The sequence below is a fragment of the Mesorhizobium sp. ORS 3428 genome, assembly GCF_001854785.1.
GTDB lineage: Bacteria > Pseudomonadota > Alphaproteobacteria > Rhizobiales > Rhizobiaceae > Mesorhizobium.
This window is the reverse complement of sequence record NZ_MDFL01000167.1, coordinates 1-17427: the sequence shown is the minus strand read 5'-3', so window position 1 is coordinate 17427 and position 17427 is coordinate 1. Positions and strand designations below refer to the sequence as shown.

The following is a 17427-nucleotide window of genomic DNA, read 5'->3' as shown; positions in this document are numbered from 1 at the left end:
GGCCCTCCAGCCACTGCGCGATCTTCAGGCCGTTGGCGGAATGCCGTTCCATCCTGAGCGCCAGGGTCTTGATGCCGCGCAGCGCCAGAAAACTGTCGAACGGGCCGGAAATGGCACCGATTGCGTTCTGCAGGAATTTCAGCCGGTCGGCCAGATCCTTATTGTCGCCAATGACGGCGACGCCGCCGACCATGTCGGAATGGCCGTTCAGGTATTTCGTCGTCGAATGGACGATGATGTCGATGCCGAGCTCCAGCGGCCRCTGCAGATAGGGGCTGGCGAAAGTGTTGTCGGCGACGGTGATCAAGCCTTTGCGCCTGGCGAGCGCGGCGAGGCCTTCGAGGTCGACGATACGCAGCAGCGGGTTGGTCGGCGTCTCGACCCAGAGCAGTTTTGTTTCCGGACGGATCGCGGCTTCGACAGCGGCGAGGTCGGTGAAGTCGGCGAAGCTGACTTGCAGGCCCGCCGAGCGCTTGCGCACCCGCTCCATCAGCCGGAAGGAGCCGCCATAGATGTCGTCCGTGGCCACGACATGGGCGCCGGCATCGAACAGCTCCAGCACCGTGCCGATCGCCGCCAGGCCTGAAGCGAAGGCAAAAGCGTTCGTGCCGCTTTCGAGATCGGCCACGGCGCGCTCGAAGGCAAAGCGTGTCGGGTTCTGGCTGCGGGCATATTCGAAACCCTTGTGCACGCCGGGCGATTRCTGGCCGTAGGTCGAGGTGGCGTAGATCGGCACCATCACCGCGCCGGTGGTCGGGTCGTGGCTCTGGCCGCCGTGCACGGTGCGAGTGGAAAAGGCCAGGCGGTTCCTGCCAGATGTGGTCATTTTGCGCGGCGCCTCAGATGGTTGATCAGGTCGATAYGGGTTATCAGGCCGATGAACTCGTCGCCATCGAAGACGATGGCGACCTCGTTGCGGTCGAAGACGGGCAGCAGCGCATCGAGCGTCTGGCTGGCCTGCAGCGTATGCAAAGTGGAGGTCATGGCCGTGCGCACCGGCGCGTTGAAACGCTCCCAGCGGCCTTCGTAGGGACCCTCGACCTTGGCCAGGATATCGCTCTCGTCGATGATGCCGACCAGCTTGCCGTCGTCGAGCACCGGCAGCTGCGAGACATCGGAACGGCGCATGCGGYCATAGGCGTTGAGCAGGCTTTCGTCCGGGCCGACCCAGACCGTGTCGCCGGTGCGGTAGGTGCGCATGACGAGATCGCGCAGGTCGCCAWGCTGCTCGCGCTCGGCGAGGCCCTGCTCGGCCAGCCAGATATCGTCGAAGACCTTCGACAGATATTTGTTGCCGCTGTCGCAGACGAGGGTGACGACGCGTTTGGGCGATGTCTGCTCGCGGCAGTAGCGCAGCGCGGCCGACAAAAGCGTGCCGGAGGACGAGCCGGCAAGGATGCCTTCCTTCGACAGCAGATCGCGCACCGCCAGCATGCTCTGCTTGTCGGTGATGGAATAGGCTTTCTTCACCAGCGAGAGATCGGCATTGGGCGGAACGAAGTCCTCGCCGATGCCTTCGACGGTCCAGCTGCCGGCCTCCTCCATCTTGCCGGTCTTGATTAGCGGCGCCAGCACCGAGCCGACCGGATCGGCAAGCACCATCTCGGTCTTCGGCGAATGCTTCGCGAAAAAGCGGCCGACCCCGGTGAGCGTGCCGCCGGAGCCGACGCCGACCACCACCGCATCGACATCGCCGCCGAGCTGCGAAAAGATCTCCGGACCGGTGGTCGTCTCATGCGCCAGCGGGTTGRCCGGATTGRCAAACTGGTTGGCGTAGAAAGCGCCCGGCAGTTCGGCGGCGATCTTCTCGGCCATGTCCTGGTAATATTCGGGATGGCCCTTGCCGACATCGGAGCGGGTCATGCGCACCTCGGCGCCGAGCGCGCGCAGATGCTGGATCTTTTCGCGCGACATCTTGTCGGGCACGACAAGGATGATGTGATAGCCCTTGGGAATGCCGACCTGGGCGAGGCCGAGGCCGGTGTTGCCGGCCGTGGCTTCGACAATGGTGCCGCCTGCCTTCAGCCTGYCGTCCTTCTCGGCGGCCGCGATCATCGACAGCGCGATGYGATCCTTGATCGAGCCGCCCGGGTTCTGGCTTTCGAGCTTGATGAACAGCCGGYACTTGCCCGTGTCGAATTTGGTGAGCTCAACGACCGGCGTCTGGCCGATCAGGTCGAGCACCGAGGCGTAAGGCGGACGCAACCGGGACAAAAGGTTTTCCGCGCCGTCCGGCGCCGGTTTCCTGTGCACACTCATCTCGGACCCTCCATGGAAGCAGTTCGACGTGGGACCAGGCTTTGCAATCCTGCGCATGATGCCGTCCGGACTCCATTCCGGGTTCGCGGACCACGCATGAACGTCTTTTCCAGCCCTTTTCGTCTGGAAAGAAGATAGATCGTGCCAATCCGGCGGCGAGTGGCGGAATGGAATTTCAGGGGCAGTGGCGGCGGGGACGTGGGCATAGAAAAGAGCCCTACGACGTCGAGTTCCTTCGCACCCCCCTCTGTCCTGCCGGCATCAACAGGTTATGCTACCCCAACAACTGCTTGCTGAGCTTCGCGCATTGCACGCGAATATCGGGAATGGCGTCGATCTCGAAGAAGGTGCCGCGCGTCAGCGGGCCGACGGCGAGGAGTTTCGACGACACCGTGCCGTCGGCCGCGATCAGCTCGCACTTGGYGGTGACGTCGAGGCCGAGGCGCAGCGGGTCCRCCCGCGCCAGGCCGCGCTCGACCAGCGTGCGCACGACGCCGTTCGACGTCTTCGAGATGTCTCGGGCAATGCCCATGCAGTCATAGATGCGCGCGACTTCGAGCGTTTCCAGCGCCTGCCTGCCGCGCTGCTGGATCGTGACGGTGAAGCCGTCGTTCGGCTCGATGTCGACGACCCGCCCGGCGACGAGGCGGATGCGGCCGGAACTGACCGCTTCGGTAACGCGCTCATAGACCTCCGGCGCCATGCGGTGGCGGTGGACGTCCCACCAGGCCTTGGTGTGCTCGACGAAGCGGCGCTTGGCCGAGGACGGCCAGTTCTGCCAGATCTTCTGGTTGAAGGGCCTCAGCCCGTCGACGACGTCGCGCCAGTCGCCGCCGGCCTTCCGGTTCTCGCGGATCAGGTTGCGGAACCAGCCGACGAAATAGGAGAGCTGGGTGCCCAGCGGAATGTCGGCGACGTCGAGCTTGATCGGGTTGCCCTTGCGGTGCGGCGAGGGCAGCAGGCCGCGCCGCGACACCGCTATGATCTCGCCCTGATGGCCGCGCTGCTCAAGCGAGAGGAAGGCATCGACCATGCTGAGGCCGGTGCCGAGCACCAGGACCGGAGCCTCGGGGTCGAGCGGAGTGTCGGCATCCGAGCCCATGCGGATGGCGCGGCCCTGGAAGGCGCCCGGCTGCTCGTCATGACCGGTGGCGAGCACGGCCAGATGGCCGACGACGCTGGTGCCGTTGGCCAGGGCCACCTCGACACCCGACGAGGTCGGCGAGACCGACAGGCTCTCCTCGCGGATCAGCCGCAGCCTTCCGGTGTCGCGCTCGCGTTCCTCCAGATCGTCGAGCAGTTCCTTCAGGTAGCGGGCATAGAGGCTGCGCGGGGCATAGAAGGGRCCTTGGTCCGGCTTGGCGAGGCCGCGCTCCAGCACCCAGCGCGCGAAATTGCTCGGGTCGTCGGCAAAGGCGCTCATACCGGACGCGTTGACGTTCAGCACATGGGCCGAAAGCAGCGTCGAATAGGCCATGCCCTGGCCGAAATGCGGACGCTTCTCGATCAGCGTGACACGCAGATCCGGATTGGGCGATTTGAGCAGATGCGCGGCCAGCACGACGCCGCTGGCACCGCCGCCGACAATGATGATGGAATTGCCGCGTCCAATCATGACTGGAATTCGGGAGCTGTCGCGGGGCCGCGATCAAGCCTGGGCAGCCGGCGCCGGCTGCCGTGAAGCGGCCGCGGCAGCGGTCAGGCTGGCGCCGCGAACGACTGGCGGTATGCGATTCAGTCTGTCGCGCATCGTTCCTCTCTCCCTAATGTTGATAAGGTTACTATACTAAACCAATGGCGCACGGAATCCCGTTTCAATTCCGCCGCTATCTGGGGCAGGGATTTACCGGGGAAAGGTGACAGAGGGATTTTCGTTCGCTGCGGTGAGCCGAGGTCCACCCGCTTTGCCGCGGACAGGGCTTGCTTGCAACCAAAGAGAGTTCATGGGCGGGAGCGGTTCGCCCAGGCGAGCCCGAGCAGGCCAACCAGCACGGTTATGAGCCCGATATAGAGCCATGCTCTCCGGCCGGTCATGAAGCTGCCCTGGACCAACCCAACACCCTGCAGCGACCACAGCATGCCGATCGCCAGCACGATCAGCGCCAGCAAATTCCTGGTCAGACGCATCGACAAGGCCCTCCCGGAAAGTCGATCCTCCGGCACAATGCACGCGCAATAAAAGACTGCAAGGTAGCGAAGCGATCGCTCCTTCTTCTACTTGCCGGATGACTGCAGATCCTGCTCAAGACTTCCCCCGAGCCGGTGCGGTCTTCACAAAGAATACGCCGGCGCCGACCGGAAATATCATGACAAACTGTTTCGCGGTGACTCCAAACGTGTGCTCTTGCCATGGAACCGACAGATGCCCGCCGCATTTCGCGCCTCATTCCGCACTTACGGCAGGTTGTCTGTAAACGGAGCCCACCCCTAAAAGATGAAGAAAACCAACCGCRCCGCGCTCGTCGCGGTAACGATCGCGGCTGGCCTGATGGCTGGCGCCTCGACTGCCTCCTCAGCCGCCGCGCAATGYGGTCGCGCCTCCTGGTACTCCCTGCATTCCAGGACCGCTTCCGGCGAGCGGATGAACCCCGCCGAACTGACCGCCGCGCACCGAACCCTGCCGTTCGGCACCAAGCTCAGGGTCACCAACAAGAACAACGGCCGCAGCATCGTCGTGCGCATCAACGATCGCGGGCCGTTCGTCCGAGGTCGCCTGCTCGACCTCTCCCGCGGCRCCGCCAGCCAGCTCGGCTTCATCGGCTCGGGCCACACAGCCGTCTGCATGGCGCGGGTTTGACCTGCCCACGTGTCCGGCACGAGGGGGCCGGACACATTTCCTACACACTTCGCCAACGCAAAATGAGCCGGCTCTGCCGTTCAAGGCGGGTTTTCAACACCTTAGACGAAAGCAGCATTCGTCACGGCAATWGACTTATTGCATCGCAACCATATGTTGTTAACTTCGCTGCGAGACATTCGAGGCTCGGCGCTGCCCGTCGTCCCTTCGGTCGTCAAGCAGCAGCGGAGTCGTCGATGTTCTACCAGCTCTACGAATTGAACCATGCGGCGCTGCAGCCCGCCCGCCTCTACGCCGATGCGGTGCGGTTCTTCTACTCCAACCCGCTCAATCCGGTTTCGCATACGCCTCTCGGCCGCTCCGTCGCGGCAGCCGCCGAACTGTTCGAGCGCACCACGCGCCGCTACGGCAAGCCGCAATTCGGCCTGACCAAGACGGTGGTTGACTGGAAGAGCGTCGACGTCACCGAAAAGACCATCTGGTCGAAGCCGTTCTGCAATCTCATCCGCTTCGAGCGTTCGCTGCCCACGGAGCGCAAGCCCGACCCGAAGCTCCTCATCGTGGCGCCGATGTCCGGCCACTATGCGACGCTGCTGCGCGGCACGGTCGAGGCGATGCTGCCCTATGCCGACGTGCACATCACCGACTGGGTCGACGCCCGCATGGTGCCGCTATCGCAGGGCAGCTTCGATCTCGACGACTATATCGACTATGTCATCGACATGTTCCATGTGCTGGGTCCCGACACCCATGTCATGGCCGTCTGCCAGCCTTCGGTGCCGGTGCTGGCGGCGGTGGCGCTGATGGAAAAGCGCGGCGACCCCTTCGTGCCGTCGACCATGACGCTGATGGGCGGTCCGATCGACACCCGCCGCAACCCGACCGCGGTCAATCTTCTGGCCGAGGAGAAGGGCATCGACYGGTTCCGCGACAACGTCATCATGCGGGCGCCTTGGCCGGTGCCGGGATTCGGGCGCGAGGTCTATCCCGGCTTCCTGCAGCTTTCTGGCTTCATGAGCATGAACCTCGACCGCCACATCATCGCCCACAAGGACTTCTTCATGCACCTTGTGAAAAATGACGGCGACRGCGCCGAGAAGCACCGCGACTTCTACGACGAATATCTGGCGGTGATGGACCTGACGGCGGAGTTCTATCTGCAGACCGTCGACACGGTGTTCGTGCGRCACGCCCTGCCGAAAGGCGAGATGACCCATCGCGGCGAGRCCGTCGATCCGAGCGTCATCCGCAACGTCGCGCTGCTCACCGTCGAGGGCGAGAACGACGACATTTCCGGCCTTGGCCAGACCCAGGCCGCGCACGACCTTTGCGTCAACATCCCGGCCGACAGGCAGGCCCATTACATGCAGCCGGCGGTCGGCCACTACGGCGTCTTCAACGGCTCGCGCTTTCGGTCGGAGATTGTCCCGCGCATCGTCGACTTCATCGGCAGCTATGGCCGCCAGACCCGCGTGACCGCGAAGCCGAGGCTGGTCCGCTCGGCCAGGGGYTAGTGCCGTCGCCCGCAGCGGGCGCTTTTGGATTTGACCAACGCCATCTGTTGCGCAATAGCCGCTGTCAGGACCGCGCGGGTAACCATGCCGTCAAACTAGTCGTTGTCTCTAATTGACACGCCCCGTAAATCCCCGTTAACGTTTCGTTAATAATCAAGGGTGGACCCCCGGGGGACAATGACTTCCTCATTGATGGCGCGGACGCTGCGTTTGTGTGCAGTCGCAGGGCTGGCGATTTCGGCCCATTGGGCAGAGYCGGCATGGGCCGCAGGCGCGATGATCACGGGCGGCCTGACGTCGCAGCCGATCGGCCACTATGATTTCTGCAAGACGCATCCGAACGAATGCAACATTCGCCCGACCGATCTTGCGCCGGCCAAGATGACCGACGCGCTGTGGCGCAGRCTGGTCAGCGTGACCGCCAGGGTCAACGCCGCCGTCAAGCCGATGAGCGACCTCGACAATTACGGCAAGGACGAAGTCTGGACCTATCCCGACAACGGCTTTGGCGACTGCGAGGATTATGTGCTGGAAAAGCGGCGCGAGCTCTACCGCATGGGCATGTCGCTTRCCGATCTCCTGATCACCGTGGTGCGCAAGCCCGATGGCGAAGGCCATTCGGTGCTGACGGTGCGCACCGACAAGGGCGACTACATCCTCGACAATTTGACCGACAAGGTGAAACCCTGGGAGGCCACCGGCTATCGCTACCTCAAGCGGCAGGCGATCGACAACACCGGCCGCTGGGTCTCGATCCGCGACGATCAGGCGGTGCTTGTGGGCTCGGTGCAGCAGTAGGCTGGACCCCGGCCTTCGCGGCGCAAGGGGCTGCTTCGCTAGTTCGCGGGAACGTCGGCGCCGCCCCTCATTGCCCTGCCGGGCATTTCTCCCCGTAGACGGGGGGAAATAGGCTGGCCGCAATGCCGGCGCTCCTACTTCAACGTTGGCGATAGGCGAAATCATCGGCGAGAGCGCCCTTCTTCCCGTTTACGGGGAGAAGATGGCGGCAGCCAGATGAGGGGCGGCGCCGACGTCGCCGATTGTCGCTTATTAGCCGCGCCGTCCCAATGCCGCGCGAATCGACGCGCTGAGGCGCCGCAGCTCCGCCTCGTCAAGTTTCTCGATGCTCTCGGCAAGGAGATTGGCTAGCTCAGTCGCGGCCGGCGATAGGCCCGACGTGTCGATCCGAACCCTCGGGTGCGAGGCTTCGGCGATGCGGGCAAGGTCCTCAGCGTCGTCCCAGATGATGTTGAAATAACCGATGATCTTCTGGATCAGCGTCCAGGTCGGCGCGCCGCGGCGGCCATGCTCCAGCGCCGAAAGATAGGCGGCACTGMCGCCGATGGCCTGAGCCATCGCCTTCTGGCTGACGCCGCGCTCGGCACGGAGCGCCCGCAGTCTTTCGCCGAACGGGGTCACGCGGCCATCCTCATGAGCGCGTGCGCCTCAACCGGACATAGAGCGCGCCCGCGCCGCCGTGGTTGCGGGCGGCATGGTCATGGCTCGAGACCAGATGCCGGAAGGCCGGCGTCGACAGCCAATGCGGCACCGAGCGGCGCAGGATGCCGTCGCCGCCAGAGGACGAGCCCTTGCCGGTGATGACCAGCACGTAGCGGATGCCGCCGGCATGCGCGCGATGCAGGAAGGTGAGCAGCAGCGAGTAGGCCTCGTCCTGCGTCATGCCGTGCAGGTCGACGCGGCCCTCGATCGGCAGCCGGCCTTTGGCGAGCTTGTGCAGCGTCTGGTCATCCAGCGCGTGCGAGACATGCTGCGTCTTCGGCTTGGCGGGGGCGGCCGGAGCACCATTGACCGGTGCCGGCGGCGGCACGGGCTTCGCCGCGGCGATGTCGGGAATCTCGACAGCGGCCTTGCCCTTCAGCGGCCGCGCCGTGCGCGCCACCAGGTTCCAGAGGATGCGGTCGTCCTCGCTGAGCTCGTCGGCGCGGCGCGTCATCGGCGCCCTCCATCGAGCAGCGCGCGCGGCACCAGCGCATAGAAATCGGCGGCGTTGCGCACGACGCCGGCAATCTCGCCGGCGGCATCGCCTGAGCCGGCGAAGAGATCGCCGCGGGCCGGACCGGTAATGGCCGAGCCGGTGTCCTGCGCGATCATCAGCCGGCGGAACGGCCTTTGGTCGAAAGCGGTCAGCGTCGGAGCGTCGATGTAGAAAGGGGTGCCGAATGTGTGCAACAGCCGGTCGACGGCGACGGAGCGGCCAGGCGTCAGCGGGACCTTGGCGGCGGCGATCGGACCGAGTGCGGCGTCCTCGACCGGCGCATCGCGGAAGAAGATATAGGAACGGTTCCGCCACAGGATCTCGTCGACGCGGTCGGGATGCGCCTTGAACCAGGCGCGTATCGACTGCATCGTCACCTTCTCCAACGGAATCTCGCCTGCCTCGATCAGCGTCTTGCCCGGGCCGGTGAAGCGCTGGCCGGATTTGGCGGCATAGGTGACGCGGTGGACTCTGCCGTCCGGCATCTTCAGCCTGGCCGCGCCCTGCACATGGATGAAGAAGGCATCGACCTTGTCGGCGAGCCAGGCGATCTCGAGCTTCCGGCCGGAGAGCGCGCCGCGCTCGATCTCGCCGCGATCGAAATATTCGACGGGACCTGCCGGCGTCTCGCGCGCGAAGGCGAGATAGGGGTCCATGCCGTCAGGACGGTTGTTGTCGTCGATGTCGATCAGATTTGCGGGGCGGGAAAGCAGCGGCACGGTGAACCGCTCCGTCCTGACGGGCGAGGCCTCGACCTCCGGCTCGTAGAAGCCGGTGACGAGGCCGGCGCCGTTGTTTTCAGCCGCCACCATCATCGGAACGAAATGACGCTCGAAGAACGACCGCGCTTCGGACCGATTCGCCGGCGCAACGGAGCGCGCCTCGGCATAGGCCTCGGCAAAGGCGTCGAACGCTACGCCGAGCGAACCGGTGCGATAAGACTTGACCGGCGCGTGGAAAGCGGAGCGGCGGAATGCCGCGAAGGCGGCGAGCTGGTCGTCATCGTCCCAGCCGGGCAGATCGGCGAAGGATTTTTGGCTGAATGCGGAAGATAGCGACATGACAGCCGCCACCAAGGCTCAATCTTCTTCTTCCGTGGCGACGAGCTTCCAGTTCGGATCCCGCGAGCGGGTATCGCGGAAGAAAGTCCAGACGTCCTTGACCTCGGCGACTTTCTCGGGGTCGCCGTCGATGACAGCGCCGACCTTGTCGCGGGTGGCCGRGATCAGCTCGCTGACGATGCGCAGCGTGATGTGCGCCTCGGTGCCCTTCATCTCGGCGGCGACGATATCGACCTTATCGATGCCGACGAAGGATGACTGGATCTTTTCCGATTTCGCCTCGCGCTCGCCGATTGCCGCGACGAAGCTGTCATAGACCTCGCGCGACAAAAGGTTCTTCAGCGTTTTGCGGTCGCCGTCGGYAAAGGCCATGACGATCATCTCGTAGGCCATCTTGGCGCCGTCGATGAAGGTTTTCGGATCGAAGGACGGGTCATTGTCCTTGATCGAGCGCAGGCCCTTGTTGAGATCGCTGTCGGGCTTGGCGAAGGCGTCTATGGCGGCATAGGTCTCGGGCGCCGGCTCACCCGGCATGCGCTTGCGCGGCAGCGACACCACATTCTCGGATTTTTGCGCCGCATCCGGCGCGCGGCTTGCCGAGTATGGATCGAAAGGCGGGCGCTCGTTTCCGGTGCGACGGCCCAGCACGTTGCGGAGCTGGAAGAAGATCACAACCGCCGCAATCAAGAAGAAAATCGTGCCGAAGTCGAAGAAACCCATATCTTCTGCCAATTCGATCCCTGTCCTGGCCGGACCACCAGGCCCTCACAAAGGCGGCAGCCGCATAGCGTTCAATATCCAAAGCATATAGAACGATGGGCGCAATCATTCAAATCAAAGGCTGCCATACCTATCTAATGACGCCAAGGCCAGCGGCGACTGTCCGCAGGCCCCGCAAAAGAAGAAAGCGATCGGTCAAGACTTGCGAATTTCACTCCTCCCGCTGTTCCTGGTCCTGCTRCCACTTCTGGAGATCGCAGGCTTCGTCATCGTCGGCCGCGAAGTCGGCGCTTTGGYGACGGTCGGGCTGGTCGTCCTTWCCAGCATTGCCGGCAGCCTGCTGCTCAGGCATCAGGGCTTTGGGGTCATGGCGCGGGTCCGGGCKGAAATGGATGCCGGACGGGATCCCAGCCGACAGCTCGCGCACGGCGCAATGATCGTGCTGGCGGCCATCCTGCTCATCATCCCGGGCTTCATCACCGACATTTTCGCCATCCTGCTTCTGTTGCCGCCGGTGCGCRATCTCGCCTGGCGCCTGCTCAAGAACCGTATCGTGATGGCGACGAGCTTCAGCAGCGGCTTTCGCGCCCGCAGGCGCGACAAGGTGATCGATCTCGACGACAGCGACTACTCGCGCGCCGACGATTACAAGCGCGGGCCGGACCACAATTCCCCTTGGCGGCAGCTCAAAGACGACTAGGTCTTATCGAGGGTCGCTGGAATTTCTGTCTCCAGGCATGCAGCCCCAAAAAATGCTGCTACTTTTGGCCGACATGCATGAAGGCGGCAAAACTTGTTTTGTCCTGCCGACCATGATAGCGAACCCCCGATTTCAATCCGGTCAGCAATGCTGCCCAGGCAAAAGGACAAAGGCTCATGGCCAGCAATGATGACGCCGCCGCAGGCGCCGCCAACGGCAACGGCAACCAGGCACAGCCCTCGCTCAACGTGCTGGCCCAGTATGTGAAGGACCTGTCCTTCGAAAGCCCCGGCGCGCCGAATTCGCTGCGCGGCCGCGACAAGGCACCGGGCATCGCCATCAATGTCAACGTCAACGCCAATCCGCTCTCGGACAAGCAGTTCGATGTCAACCTGACCTTGAACGCCAAAGCCTCCTTCGACCAGGAAGTGCTGTTCAATGTCGAGCTGGTCTATGGCGGCGTCTTCGCCATCAGCGGCTTCCCGCAGGAGCACATGCTGCCGATCCTGTTCATCGAGTGCCCGCGGCTGCTCTTCCCGTTCGCCCGCCAGATCATCGCGGACGCGACCCGCAATGGCGGCTTCCCGCCGCTGATGCTCGACCCGATCGATTTCGCGCAGATGTTCCAGCAGCGCATCGCCGAAGATCAGGCAGCAGCAAAGGTCAAGGTGAGCTGAGGCGGCGCGCTTCCGCAGCCCATTGGGAGCCCGGCCTCGCGCCGGGCTTTTGTTGTCCGGCCTTCACGACTTATCGCCACAACAGTTCGGTCGTCATCCTAGAGCGGCGCAAGGAGCGAAGCGACGCGCGCAGACCCTAGGATCATGCCGTTACGGTAAGACTTTGCAACGGTTACAGAATTCTGCACCGTTGCTCTCTACGGCAAACGGCACGGCATGAATACTCGGGTCAAGCCCGAGTATGACGAAGGGATAGGCGATTCGGCTAACCGCGTTGGTTGGCGCCGGAAGCGCCTGCTCACCCTGCAGCCGCCAGCTTCAGCCACAGCGCTTTTTCRCCAAGCGACGAGACGAGGCCGGCATGCGCGGCGCGGTCCGCCTCGGTGAGACGCGCCGGCAGGGCAATAGGCCTCGCGCCAATCGTGATGTCGATATCGGCCACCTCGCCGACGCCGTTCAACTRCACCGCCACGGCATCGAGGATGAGTGCCGCCTGCTTGCCGCCGATCAGCTCGATATAGACTTCGGCCAGCAGTTCGGAGTCGAGCAGCGCCCCGTGCTTGGTGCGGCGGGTGTTGTCGATGCCGTAGCGCCGGCAGAGCGCGTCCAGCGAATTCGGGCCCATCGGATGCTTGCGGCGCGCGAGCGCAAGCGTGTCGACGATGCGACCGGGATCGATGGCTGGATGGCYGAGCCGGCTGTATTCGAGGTTGAGGAAGCCGAGATCGAAAGTGGCGTTGTGGGCGATCAGCTTGGCGCCGTCGGTGAAGGCCAGCCACTCCTCAGCGATTTCGGCGAAGGTCGGCTTGCCGACCAGGTCTGCGGCGCTGATGCCGTGCACCGCCTGCGCTTCGGYATGAATCGCGCGCCCTTGCGGGTTGATGAATTTGTGGAAGGTGCGGCCGRTCGGGAAGCGGTTGACCAGCTCGACGCCGCCGAGCTCGATGATGYGGTCATCGCGCAAATCGAGTCCGGTGGTTTCGGTATCGAAGATGATCTCACGCATTCGAATCAGTACGCTCCTGAGAGCAGCATCACGAACCGGAACAAAATGGCAATGGGGACTGCTGACAGCAGATGTCAGGAAGCGTCCTTGTCGGACTTATCCCCCGTCAATTCGCTGACGATGGCTGCGACCGCGGCGCGGGCGGCGTCAAAGCCCTGTCCGGTGTCGACGATGAAATCGGCCTGGCGGCGCTTCTCGGCATCCGGCACCTGTTTGGCGAGGATGGAGGCGAACTTCTCCTCGCTCATGCCGGGCCGCTCAAGTACACGGTCGCGCTGGATCTCGGCCGGCGCGCTGACGACCACGACCTTGTCGACGCGGTTGCGGCCGCCGGTCTCGAACAAAAGCGGGATATCGAGCACGACGAGCGGCGCGCCGGCGGCGCGGTGCCTCGCAAGAAACGCATCGGCATCGGCACGCACCAGCGGATGGATGATCGCCTCCAGCTTCTTCAACGCGGCGGGATCGCCCAGCACTTTCTCGGCCAGCCTGGCGCGGTCGACTACGCCCGATTGCGTCGTGCCGGGAAAGGCCGCCTCGACCAGAGGCGCGGCCTTGCCGGCATAAAGGCGATGCACGGTCTCGTCGGAATCATGCACCGGCACGCCGGCCTCGGCGAACATCTTCGCCGTGGTCGACTTGCCCATGCCGATCGATCCGGTGAGGCCGAGCACGATCATGGCTTTGTCCACCATCAATGGGCTTCGATATCGGCAACGATCATGCGCCGCAATTCCGGAGTCACCTCCGRCCGCTTGCCGAACCAACGCTCGAACCCCGRCACCGCCTGATGYAGCAGCATGCCGAGACCATCKACTGTCTTGAGGCCCCGCGCRCTGGCGGCCGCAAGCAGCGGTGTTTCCAGCGGCACATATACGATGTCGGTGACGATGGCTTGGTCAGGCAGACCAGCTGGATCGGCGACGAGGGTCTCGTTGCCATGCATGCCGAGCGCCGTGGTGTTGATGAGAAGGCCGGCATCGGAGATCAACTCGCCGACCGCGCCGGCGCCATGCGCGGAAACCCCGGCACCGAACCGGTCGGCCAGTTCCTCGGCCCTTGCCAAGGTGCGGTTGACGATGCGGATGTCGTTCACGCCGCGCTCTTTCAGCGCGTGGATGACGGCGCGGGACGCGCCGCCCGCCCCCAGCACCACCGCAGGACCGTTCGCCGCCCAGCCCGGCGCGTAATCATCAAGATTGCCGGCAAAGCCGAGGCTGTCCGTGTTGCCGCCCCATAAGGCCCCGTCTTCCAGCCAGAGCGTGTTGACCGCGCCGATCGCCTCCGCTGCCTCGTCGCGGCGTTCCACCAAAGCAAAGGCGGCTTCCTTGTGCGGAATGGTGACATTGCCGCCGCGATAGCCGTTTTCGCCCAGCGCTTTCAGGAACGCGGCGAAGTCGGCCGGCGCGACATCGATCGCCTGGTAGCTGCCGTCGATGCCGTATTTCGTCARCCAGTGGCGATGAATCTTCGGCGAGCGCGAATGCGCAATCGGATGGCCGGTGACGAAAGCCTTTTTCTCAGCCATCGATGGCTCCCAGCGCGCGCAATTCCTTCAGCACCGGCAGCAGCGGCAAGCCGACGATRGTGAAATAGTCGCCCTCGATCTTCTCGAAGAGCTGGATGCCCTCGCCTTCGATCTGATAGGCGCCGACGCTTGCCAGCGCCTTGGCGCCGACCCGCGCCAGATGCCGGCCGATGAAGGCGGGATCGAGCTTGCGCATGGTCAGGCTGGCGACGCCGACATGCCGCCATAGCACTTCGCCGTTGCGGCAGAGCACTGCGGCGCTGTTCAACTGATGGGTCTTGCCAGACAAAGCCAGGAGATGCCTCCGCGCGCCTTCCATGTCGGCGGGCTTGTGAAAAATCTCGTCGCCCAGCGACAGCGTCTGGTCGCAGCCGAGCACCAGCGCGCCCGGCTTGCGTTCGCTGACCYCTGTCGCTTTGGCCTCGGCAAGGATCGAGGCGWCATCTTCGGGGGAGACGCCGCTATCCTGCAAGGGTGCCTCGAGCGCGCGCTCGTCGACGTCCGCCGGGACCGCCTCTATGTCGAGCCCGGCATTGACGAGCATCGCCTTGCGAAAGGGGCTCCCCGAAGCGAGGATGATTGTCTCGGCCATGGTTTTTCGCGCGTCCCGATTTACCGGGGCATGGGTTATCTCGTCTTTCCGCGCAGGGCAACAATGGCCGCCGCCGTTTCCTCGATCGAACGCCGGCTGACATCGATCGTCGGCCAGCCATGTTTTGTGCAGAGCTGGCGCGCATAGGCCAGCTCCTCGTTGATCGCGGCGCGGTCGATATAGTCGGTCGATACATAGGGGGCAGTGTTGCCGAGGATGCGGTTCTGACGCACGTGAGAAATGCGCTCGGCGGTCGCGACCAGGCCGACGATCAGCGGCGTCTTGGCGTTGATCAGGCTTTCCGGCAGCGGCACGCCGAGCACGATCGGGATGTTGGCGGTCTTGATGCCGCGGTTGGCGAGATAGATGCTGGTCGGCGTCTTCGAGGTGCGTGAAATGCCGATCAGCACGACATCGGCATCGTCCATATTGGCCGGCAGCTGGCCGTCGTCATGCTCCATGGTGAAGTTGAGCGCATCGATGCGGCGGAAATATTCGGCGTCGAGCACATGCTGGGCGCCGACGCGGCGGCCGGCCGGCGTGCCGAGATAGGACTGGAAAACGCTGAGCACGGGCTCGAGCACCGAAACGCAAGGCAGTCCCATGGCGGCGCAGCGCTCGTCGATGCTGCGCGCAAGCTTCTGGTCGACGACGGTATAGAGAATGATGCCGGGCTCTTCCTCGATATCCTCGAAGACCTTGGCCACCTGCTTATCAGTGCGAATGAGCGGATAGATGTGCTCGATGGCGCGCGCATCCTTGTATTGGGCAGATGYCGCGCGGCCGGCCGCCAGCAGCGTTTCGCCCGTGGCGTCGGAAATCAGATGCAGATGGAAGAAGCTCTGAGGTTTGTTCACAGGCGCGGTTCCAGGCTGTGGRCACATGTGGACAAGGCTGGATGGAAAAGCCGGTCCGGTGACGGCGACTGTATCAGATGGCAGCTTGTCCACAATTCGCCCCGCTGTAGGCTTTGTCGCGGCGCTGGGGACAAAACTGGGGACCAACTTTTCTTGGCCGATATCATCCACAGCRCGAAACGCCGGACAGGAAGGCCAAGTCGCTGACTCAAAAGCCTGAATCCGGTTCTTCCCCAGATCCCTCCAATTTGCGAACGAGGCTGCGCGACAATATGCTGACTGGCCTTTTCGCGCGGCAGACGGGACAGGTCGCAACCACCACAACCAACAGACTCTTAGAATCAGAAGACTCTTTTAGAATAGATATTTGATTGTAAGGGGCGCAGCGCATGACCCCGAACCAGAGGTTTGGAAAGGATCATGCGCCAGATAAAAGTGCTACAGCGTCCTTTGCGCGTCTTAGGACGCGCGGCGCTGTAGAAGGACGGACGCTGAATGCCTGGGRAACGGATCATGCTGGACGTCCTCAAGGGCAAGTCCGTCTCTCCGCCGCCGCTCTGGATGATGCGTCAGGCAGGCCGCTATCTCCCCGAATACCGGGAGACCCGCAAGCGAGCCGGATCCTTCCTCGACCTCTGTTACGATCCGGACCTTGCTGTCGAAGTGACGCTGCAGCCGATCGAGCGCTTTGGCTTCGATGCTTCCATCCTGTTCTCCGACATTTTGGTCGTGCCCAATGCGCTGGGCCGCGAGGTGCGCTTTGAGGAAGGGCACGGGCCGATGCTGACGCCGATTTCGGCGGCCGAGGTCCCGGCGCTCAGCAGCGAAGCGTTTCACGTGAATCTCGAACCGGTCTACGAGACGGTCCGGCGTCTGCGCGCGAAGCTGCCGGATGAAACGACGTTGATCGGCTTCTGCGGCGCGCCCTGGACGGTGGCGACCTATATGATTGCCGGCCACGGCACACCGGACCAGGGGCCGGCGCGGCTTTTCGCCTACCGCGAGCCGGAGGCCTTCGCGCGRCTTTTGAAGATACTGGCCGACCATTCGGCCGCCTATCTGATCCGCCAGATCGAGGCCGGCGCCGACGTGGTGCAGATTTTCGACTCCTGGTCGGGAGTGCWCGACGAGCCGTCCTTCGAGGCGTTCTGTGTCGCGCCTGTGGCCGAGATCGTCCGGCAGGTGAAGGCGGCGCATCCGGATGTTCCGGTGATCGGGTTTCCGAAAGGCGCCGGCGAGCGCTATCGCGACTACAGGAAGAAGACGGGCATCACCGGTCTCGGGCTCGACTGGACGGTACCGCTGTCTATGGCGAGGCAATTGCAGGGCGAAGGCRCTGTGYAGGGCAATYTCGATCCGCTGCGGCTGGTGGCTGGCGGCAAGGCGCTGGCCGATGGCGTCGACGCCATCCTTCGAACCCTGGGCGACGGGCCGCTGATCTTCAATCTCGGCCACGGCATCACGCCGGAAACGCCGGTGGCGCATGTCGAGGCCATGGTGAAAATGGTGAGGAGCCGGCGATGACCGATACGAGCAAGGAAAACAGCATCGGCCAGGCGATGAAGCGCATGACGATCGGCATCGCGGCTCTGGTCGTGCTGACCGCCCTGCTCTTCCTTGCGGCGCCCGACAGTTTTTATCCCTGGGCAAAGGCGATCCATGTGATTGCCGTCATTTCCTGGATGGCCGGCATGCTCTATCTGCCGCGGCTCTTCGTCTA

Annotated in this window: 20 protein-coding genes; 7 read left to right on the top strand and 13 right to left on the bottom strand. The window is 63.9% G+C overall.

Going from position 1 to position 17427, the window contains the following annotated elements:
• The 4 genes from ORS3428_RS28625 to ORS3428_RS28610 form a co-directional block, all read right to left on the bottom strand.
• On the bottom strand, positions 1-826 hold an 826-nt coding region (locus ORS3428_RS28625; RefSeq protein ID WP_071101640.1), incomplete at its 3' end, for a trans-sulfuration enzyme family protein.
• On the bottom strand, positions 823-2259 hold the full coding sequence (locus ORS3428_RS28620; protein WP_071101639.1) for a pyridoxal-phosphate dependent enzyme: 1437 nt from the start codon (positions 2257-2259) through the stop codon (positions 823-825). The genes ORS3428_RS28620 and ORS3428_RS28625, both read right to left, overlap by 4 nt.
• 274 nt (positions 2260-2533) lie before the next feature.
• Complete coding sequence (locus tag ORS3428_RS28615) at positions 2534-3874, bottom strand: FAD/NAD(P)-binding protein (RefSeq protein ID WP_071101638.1); 1341 nt, start codon at positions 3872-3874, stop codon at positions 2534-2536.
• Between the two features lie 326 nt (positions 3875-4200).
• Positions 4201-4386, bottom strand: a complete 186-nt coding sequence (locus ORS3428_RS28610; protein WP_071101637.1) for a hypothetical protein — start codon at positions 4384-4386, stop codon at positions 4201-4203.
• Between the two features lie 307 nt (positions 4387-4693).
• On the opposite strand from ORS3428_RS28610, the gene ORS3428_RS28605 reads away from it, so the two are divergent.
• The 3 genes from ORS3428_RS28605 to ORS3428_RS28595 all read left to right on the top strand — a co-directional run bounded on the left by ORS3428_RS28605 (position 4694) and on the right by ORS3428_RS28595 (position 7368).
• A complete protein-coding gene (locus ORS3428_RS28605; protein ID WP_071101636.1) occupies positions 4694-5056 on the top strand; it encodes a septal ring lytic transglycosylase RlpA family protein in 363 nt (120 codons plus the stop codon).
• 236 nt (positions 5057-5292) lie between these two features.
• A complete protein-coding gene (locus ORS3428_RS28600; RefSeq protein WP_071101635.1) occupies positions 5293-6570 on the top strand; it encodes a polyhydroxyalkanoate depolymerase in 1278 nt (425 codons plus the stop codon).
• A gap of 177 nt (positions 6571-6747) precedes the next feature.
• Positions 6748-7368, top strand: coding sequence for a transglutaminase-like cysteine peptidase (locus ORS3428_RS28595; RefSeq protein ID WP_071101634.1), 621 nt, complete (start codon positions 6748-6750; stop codon positions 7366-7368).
• A gap of 252 nt (positions 7369-7620) precedes the next feature.
• On the opposite strand, the gene ORS3428_RS28590 is transcribed toward ORS3428_RS28595, so the two are convergent.
• Genes ORS3428_RS28590 through ORS3428_RS28575 form a run of 4 tightly spaced genes read right to left on the bottom strand, consistent with a single transcriptional unit; the run spans position 7621 to position 10347 of the window.
• Positions 7621-7989: a helix-turn-helix domain-containing protein gene (locus tag ORS3428_RS28590; protein ID WP_071101633.1), complete on the bottom strand. Its 369-nt coding sequence runs from the start codon at positions 7987-7989 to the stop codon at positions 7621-7623.
• 10 nt (positions 7990-7999) lie between these two features.
• Entirely contained in the window at positions 8000-8524 is a 525-nt protein-coding gene (locus tag ORS3428_RS28585; protein ID WP_071101632.1) for a Smr/MutS family protein, read from the bottom strand.
• Positions 8521-9627 (bottom strand): murein transglycosylase A, encoded by a 1107-nt coding sequence (gene mltA, locus ORS3428_RS28580; RefSeq protein WP_071101631.1) that lies wholly within the window; start codon positions 9625-9627, stop codon positions 8521-8523. The genes ORS3428_RS28585 and mltA overlap by 4 nt, the downstream gene beginning before the upstream one ends.
• Before the next feature lie 18 nt (positions 9628-9645).
• Positions 9646-10347, bottom strand: a complete 702-nt coding sequence (locus ORS3428_RS28575) for a Tim44/TimA family putative adaptor protein (RefSeq protein ID WP_071101630.1) — start codon at positions 10345-10347, stop codon at positions 9646-9648.
• Positions 10348-10549: 202 nt separating this feature from the next.
• Here ORS3428_RS28575 and ORS3428_RS28570 point away from each other — a divergent pair, with 202 nt between their 5' ends.
• Together ORS3428_RS28570 and secB are read left to right on the top strand one after the other, a co-directional pair.
• Complete coding sequence (locus tag ORS3428_RS28570; RefSeq protein WP_071101629.1) at positions 10550-11047, top strand: FxsA family protein; 498 nt, start codon at positions 10550-10552, stop codon at positions 11045-11047.
• A 176-nt stretch (positions 11048-11223) separates the two neighbouring features.
• Complete coding sequence (gene secB / locus ORS3428_RS28565; RefSeq protein ID WP_071101628.1) at positions 11224-11724, top strand: protein-export chaperone SecB; 501 nt, start codon at positions 11224-11226, stop codon at positions 11722-11724.
• 298 nt (positions 11725-12022) lie between these two features.
• Here secB and dnaQ read toward each other — a convergent pair whose 3' ends face one another.
• The 5 genes from dnaQ to ORS3428_RS28540 all read right to left on the bottom strand — a co-directional run bounded on the left by dnaQ (position 12023) and on the right by ORS3428_RS28540 (position 15707).
• Positions 12023-12730 (bottom strand): DNA polymerase III subunit epsilon, encoded by a 708-nt coding sequence (gene dnaQ / locus ORS3428_RS28560; RefSeq protein ID WP_071101627.1) that lies wholly within the window; start codon positions 12728-12730, stop codon positions 12023-12025.
• A 74-nt stretch (positions 12731-12804) separates the two neighbouring features.
• Positions 12805-13410, bottom strand: coding sequence for a dephospho-CoA kinase (gene coaE / locus ORS3428_RS28555; protein ID WP_071101641.1), 606 nt, complete (start codon positions 13408-13410; stop codon positions 12805-12807).
• A gap of 14 nt (positions 13411-13424) precedes the next feature.
• The gene (locus ORS3428_RS28550) at positions 13425-14258 is read right to left on the bottom strand and encodes a shikimate dehydrogenase (protein WP_071101626.1); all 834 of its coding nucleotides are present in this window, start codon (positions 14256-14258) and stop codon (positions 13425-13427) included.
• Positions 14251-14850, bottom strand: a complete 600-nt coding sequence (locus ORS3428_RS28545; RefSeq protein WP_071101625.1) for a Maf-like protein — start codon at positions 14848-14850, stop codon at positions 14251-14253. The genes ORS3428_RS28550 and ORS3428_RS28545 overlap by 8 nt, the downstream gene beginning before the upstream one ends.
• 35 nt (positions 14851-14885) lie before the next feature.
• On the bottom strand, positions 14886-15707 hold the full coding sequence (locus tag ORS3428_RS28540) for a pyruvate, water dikinase regulatory protein (protein WP_071101624.1): 822 nt from the start codon (positions 15705-15707) through the stop codon (positions 14886-14888).
• 495 nt (positions 15708-16202) lie between these two features.
• Here ORS3428_RS28540 and hemE point away from each other — a divergent pair, with 495 nt between their 5' ends.
• Both hemE and ORS3428_RS28530 read left to right on the top strand, forming a co-directional pair.
• Positions 16203-17231, top strand: a complete 1029-nt coding sequence (gene hemE, locus ORS3428_RS28535) for a uroporphyrinogen decarboxylase (protein ID WP_071101623.1) — start codon at positions 16203-16205, stop codon at positions 17229-17231.
• Positions 17228-17427: CopD family protein (locus ORS3428_RS28530; protein WP_172833742.1), on the top strand; the 200-nt coding region annotated here is incomplete at its 3' end. The genes hemE and ORS3428_RS28530, both read left to right, overlap by 4 nt.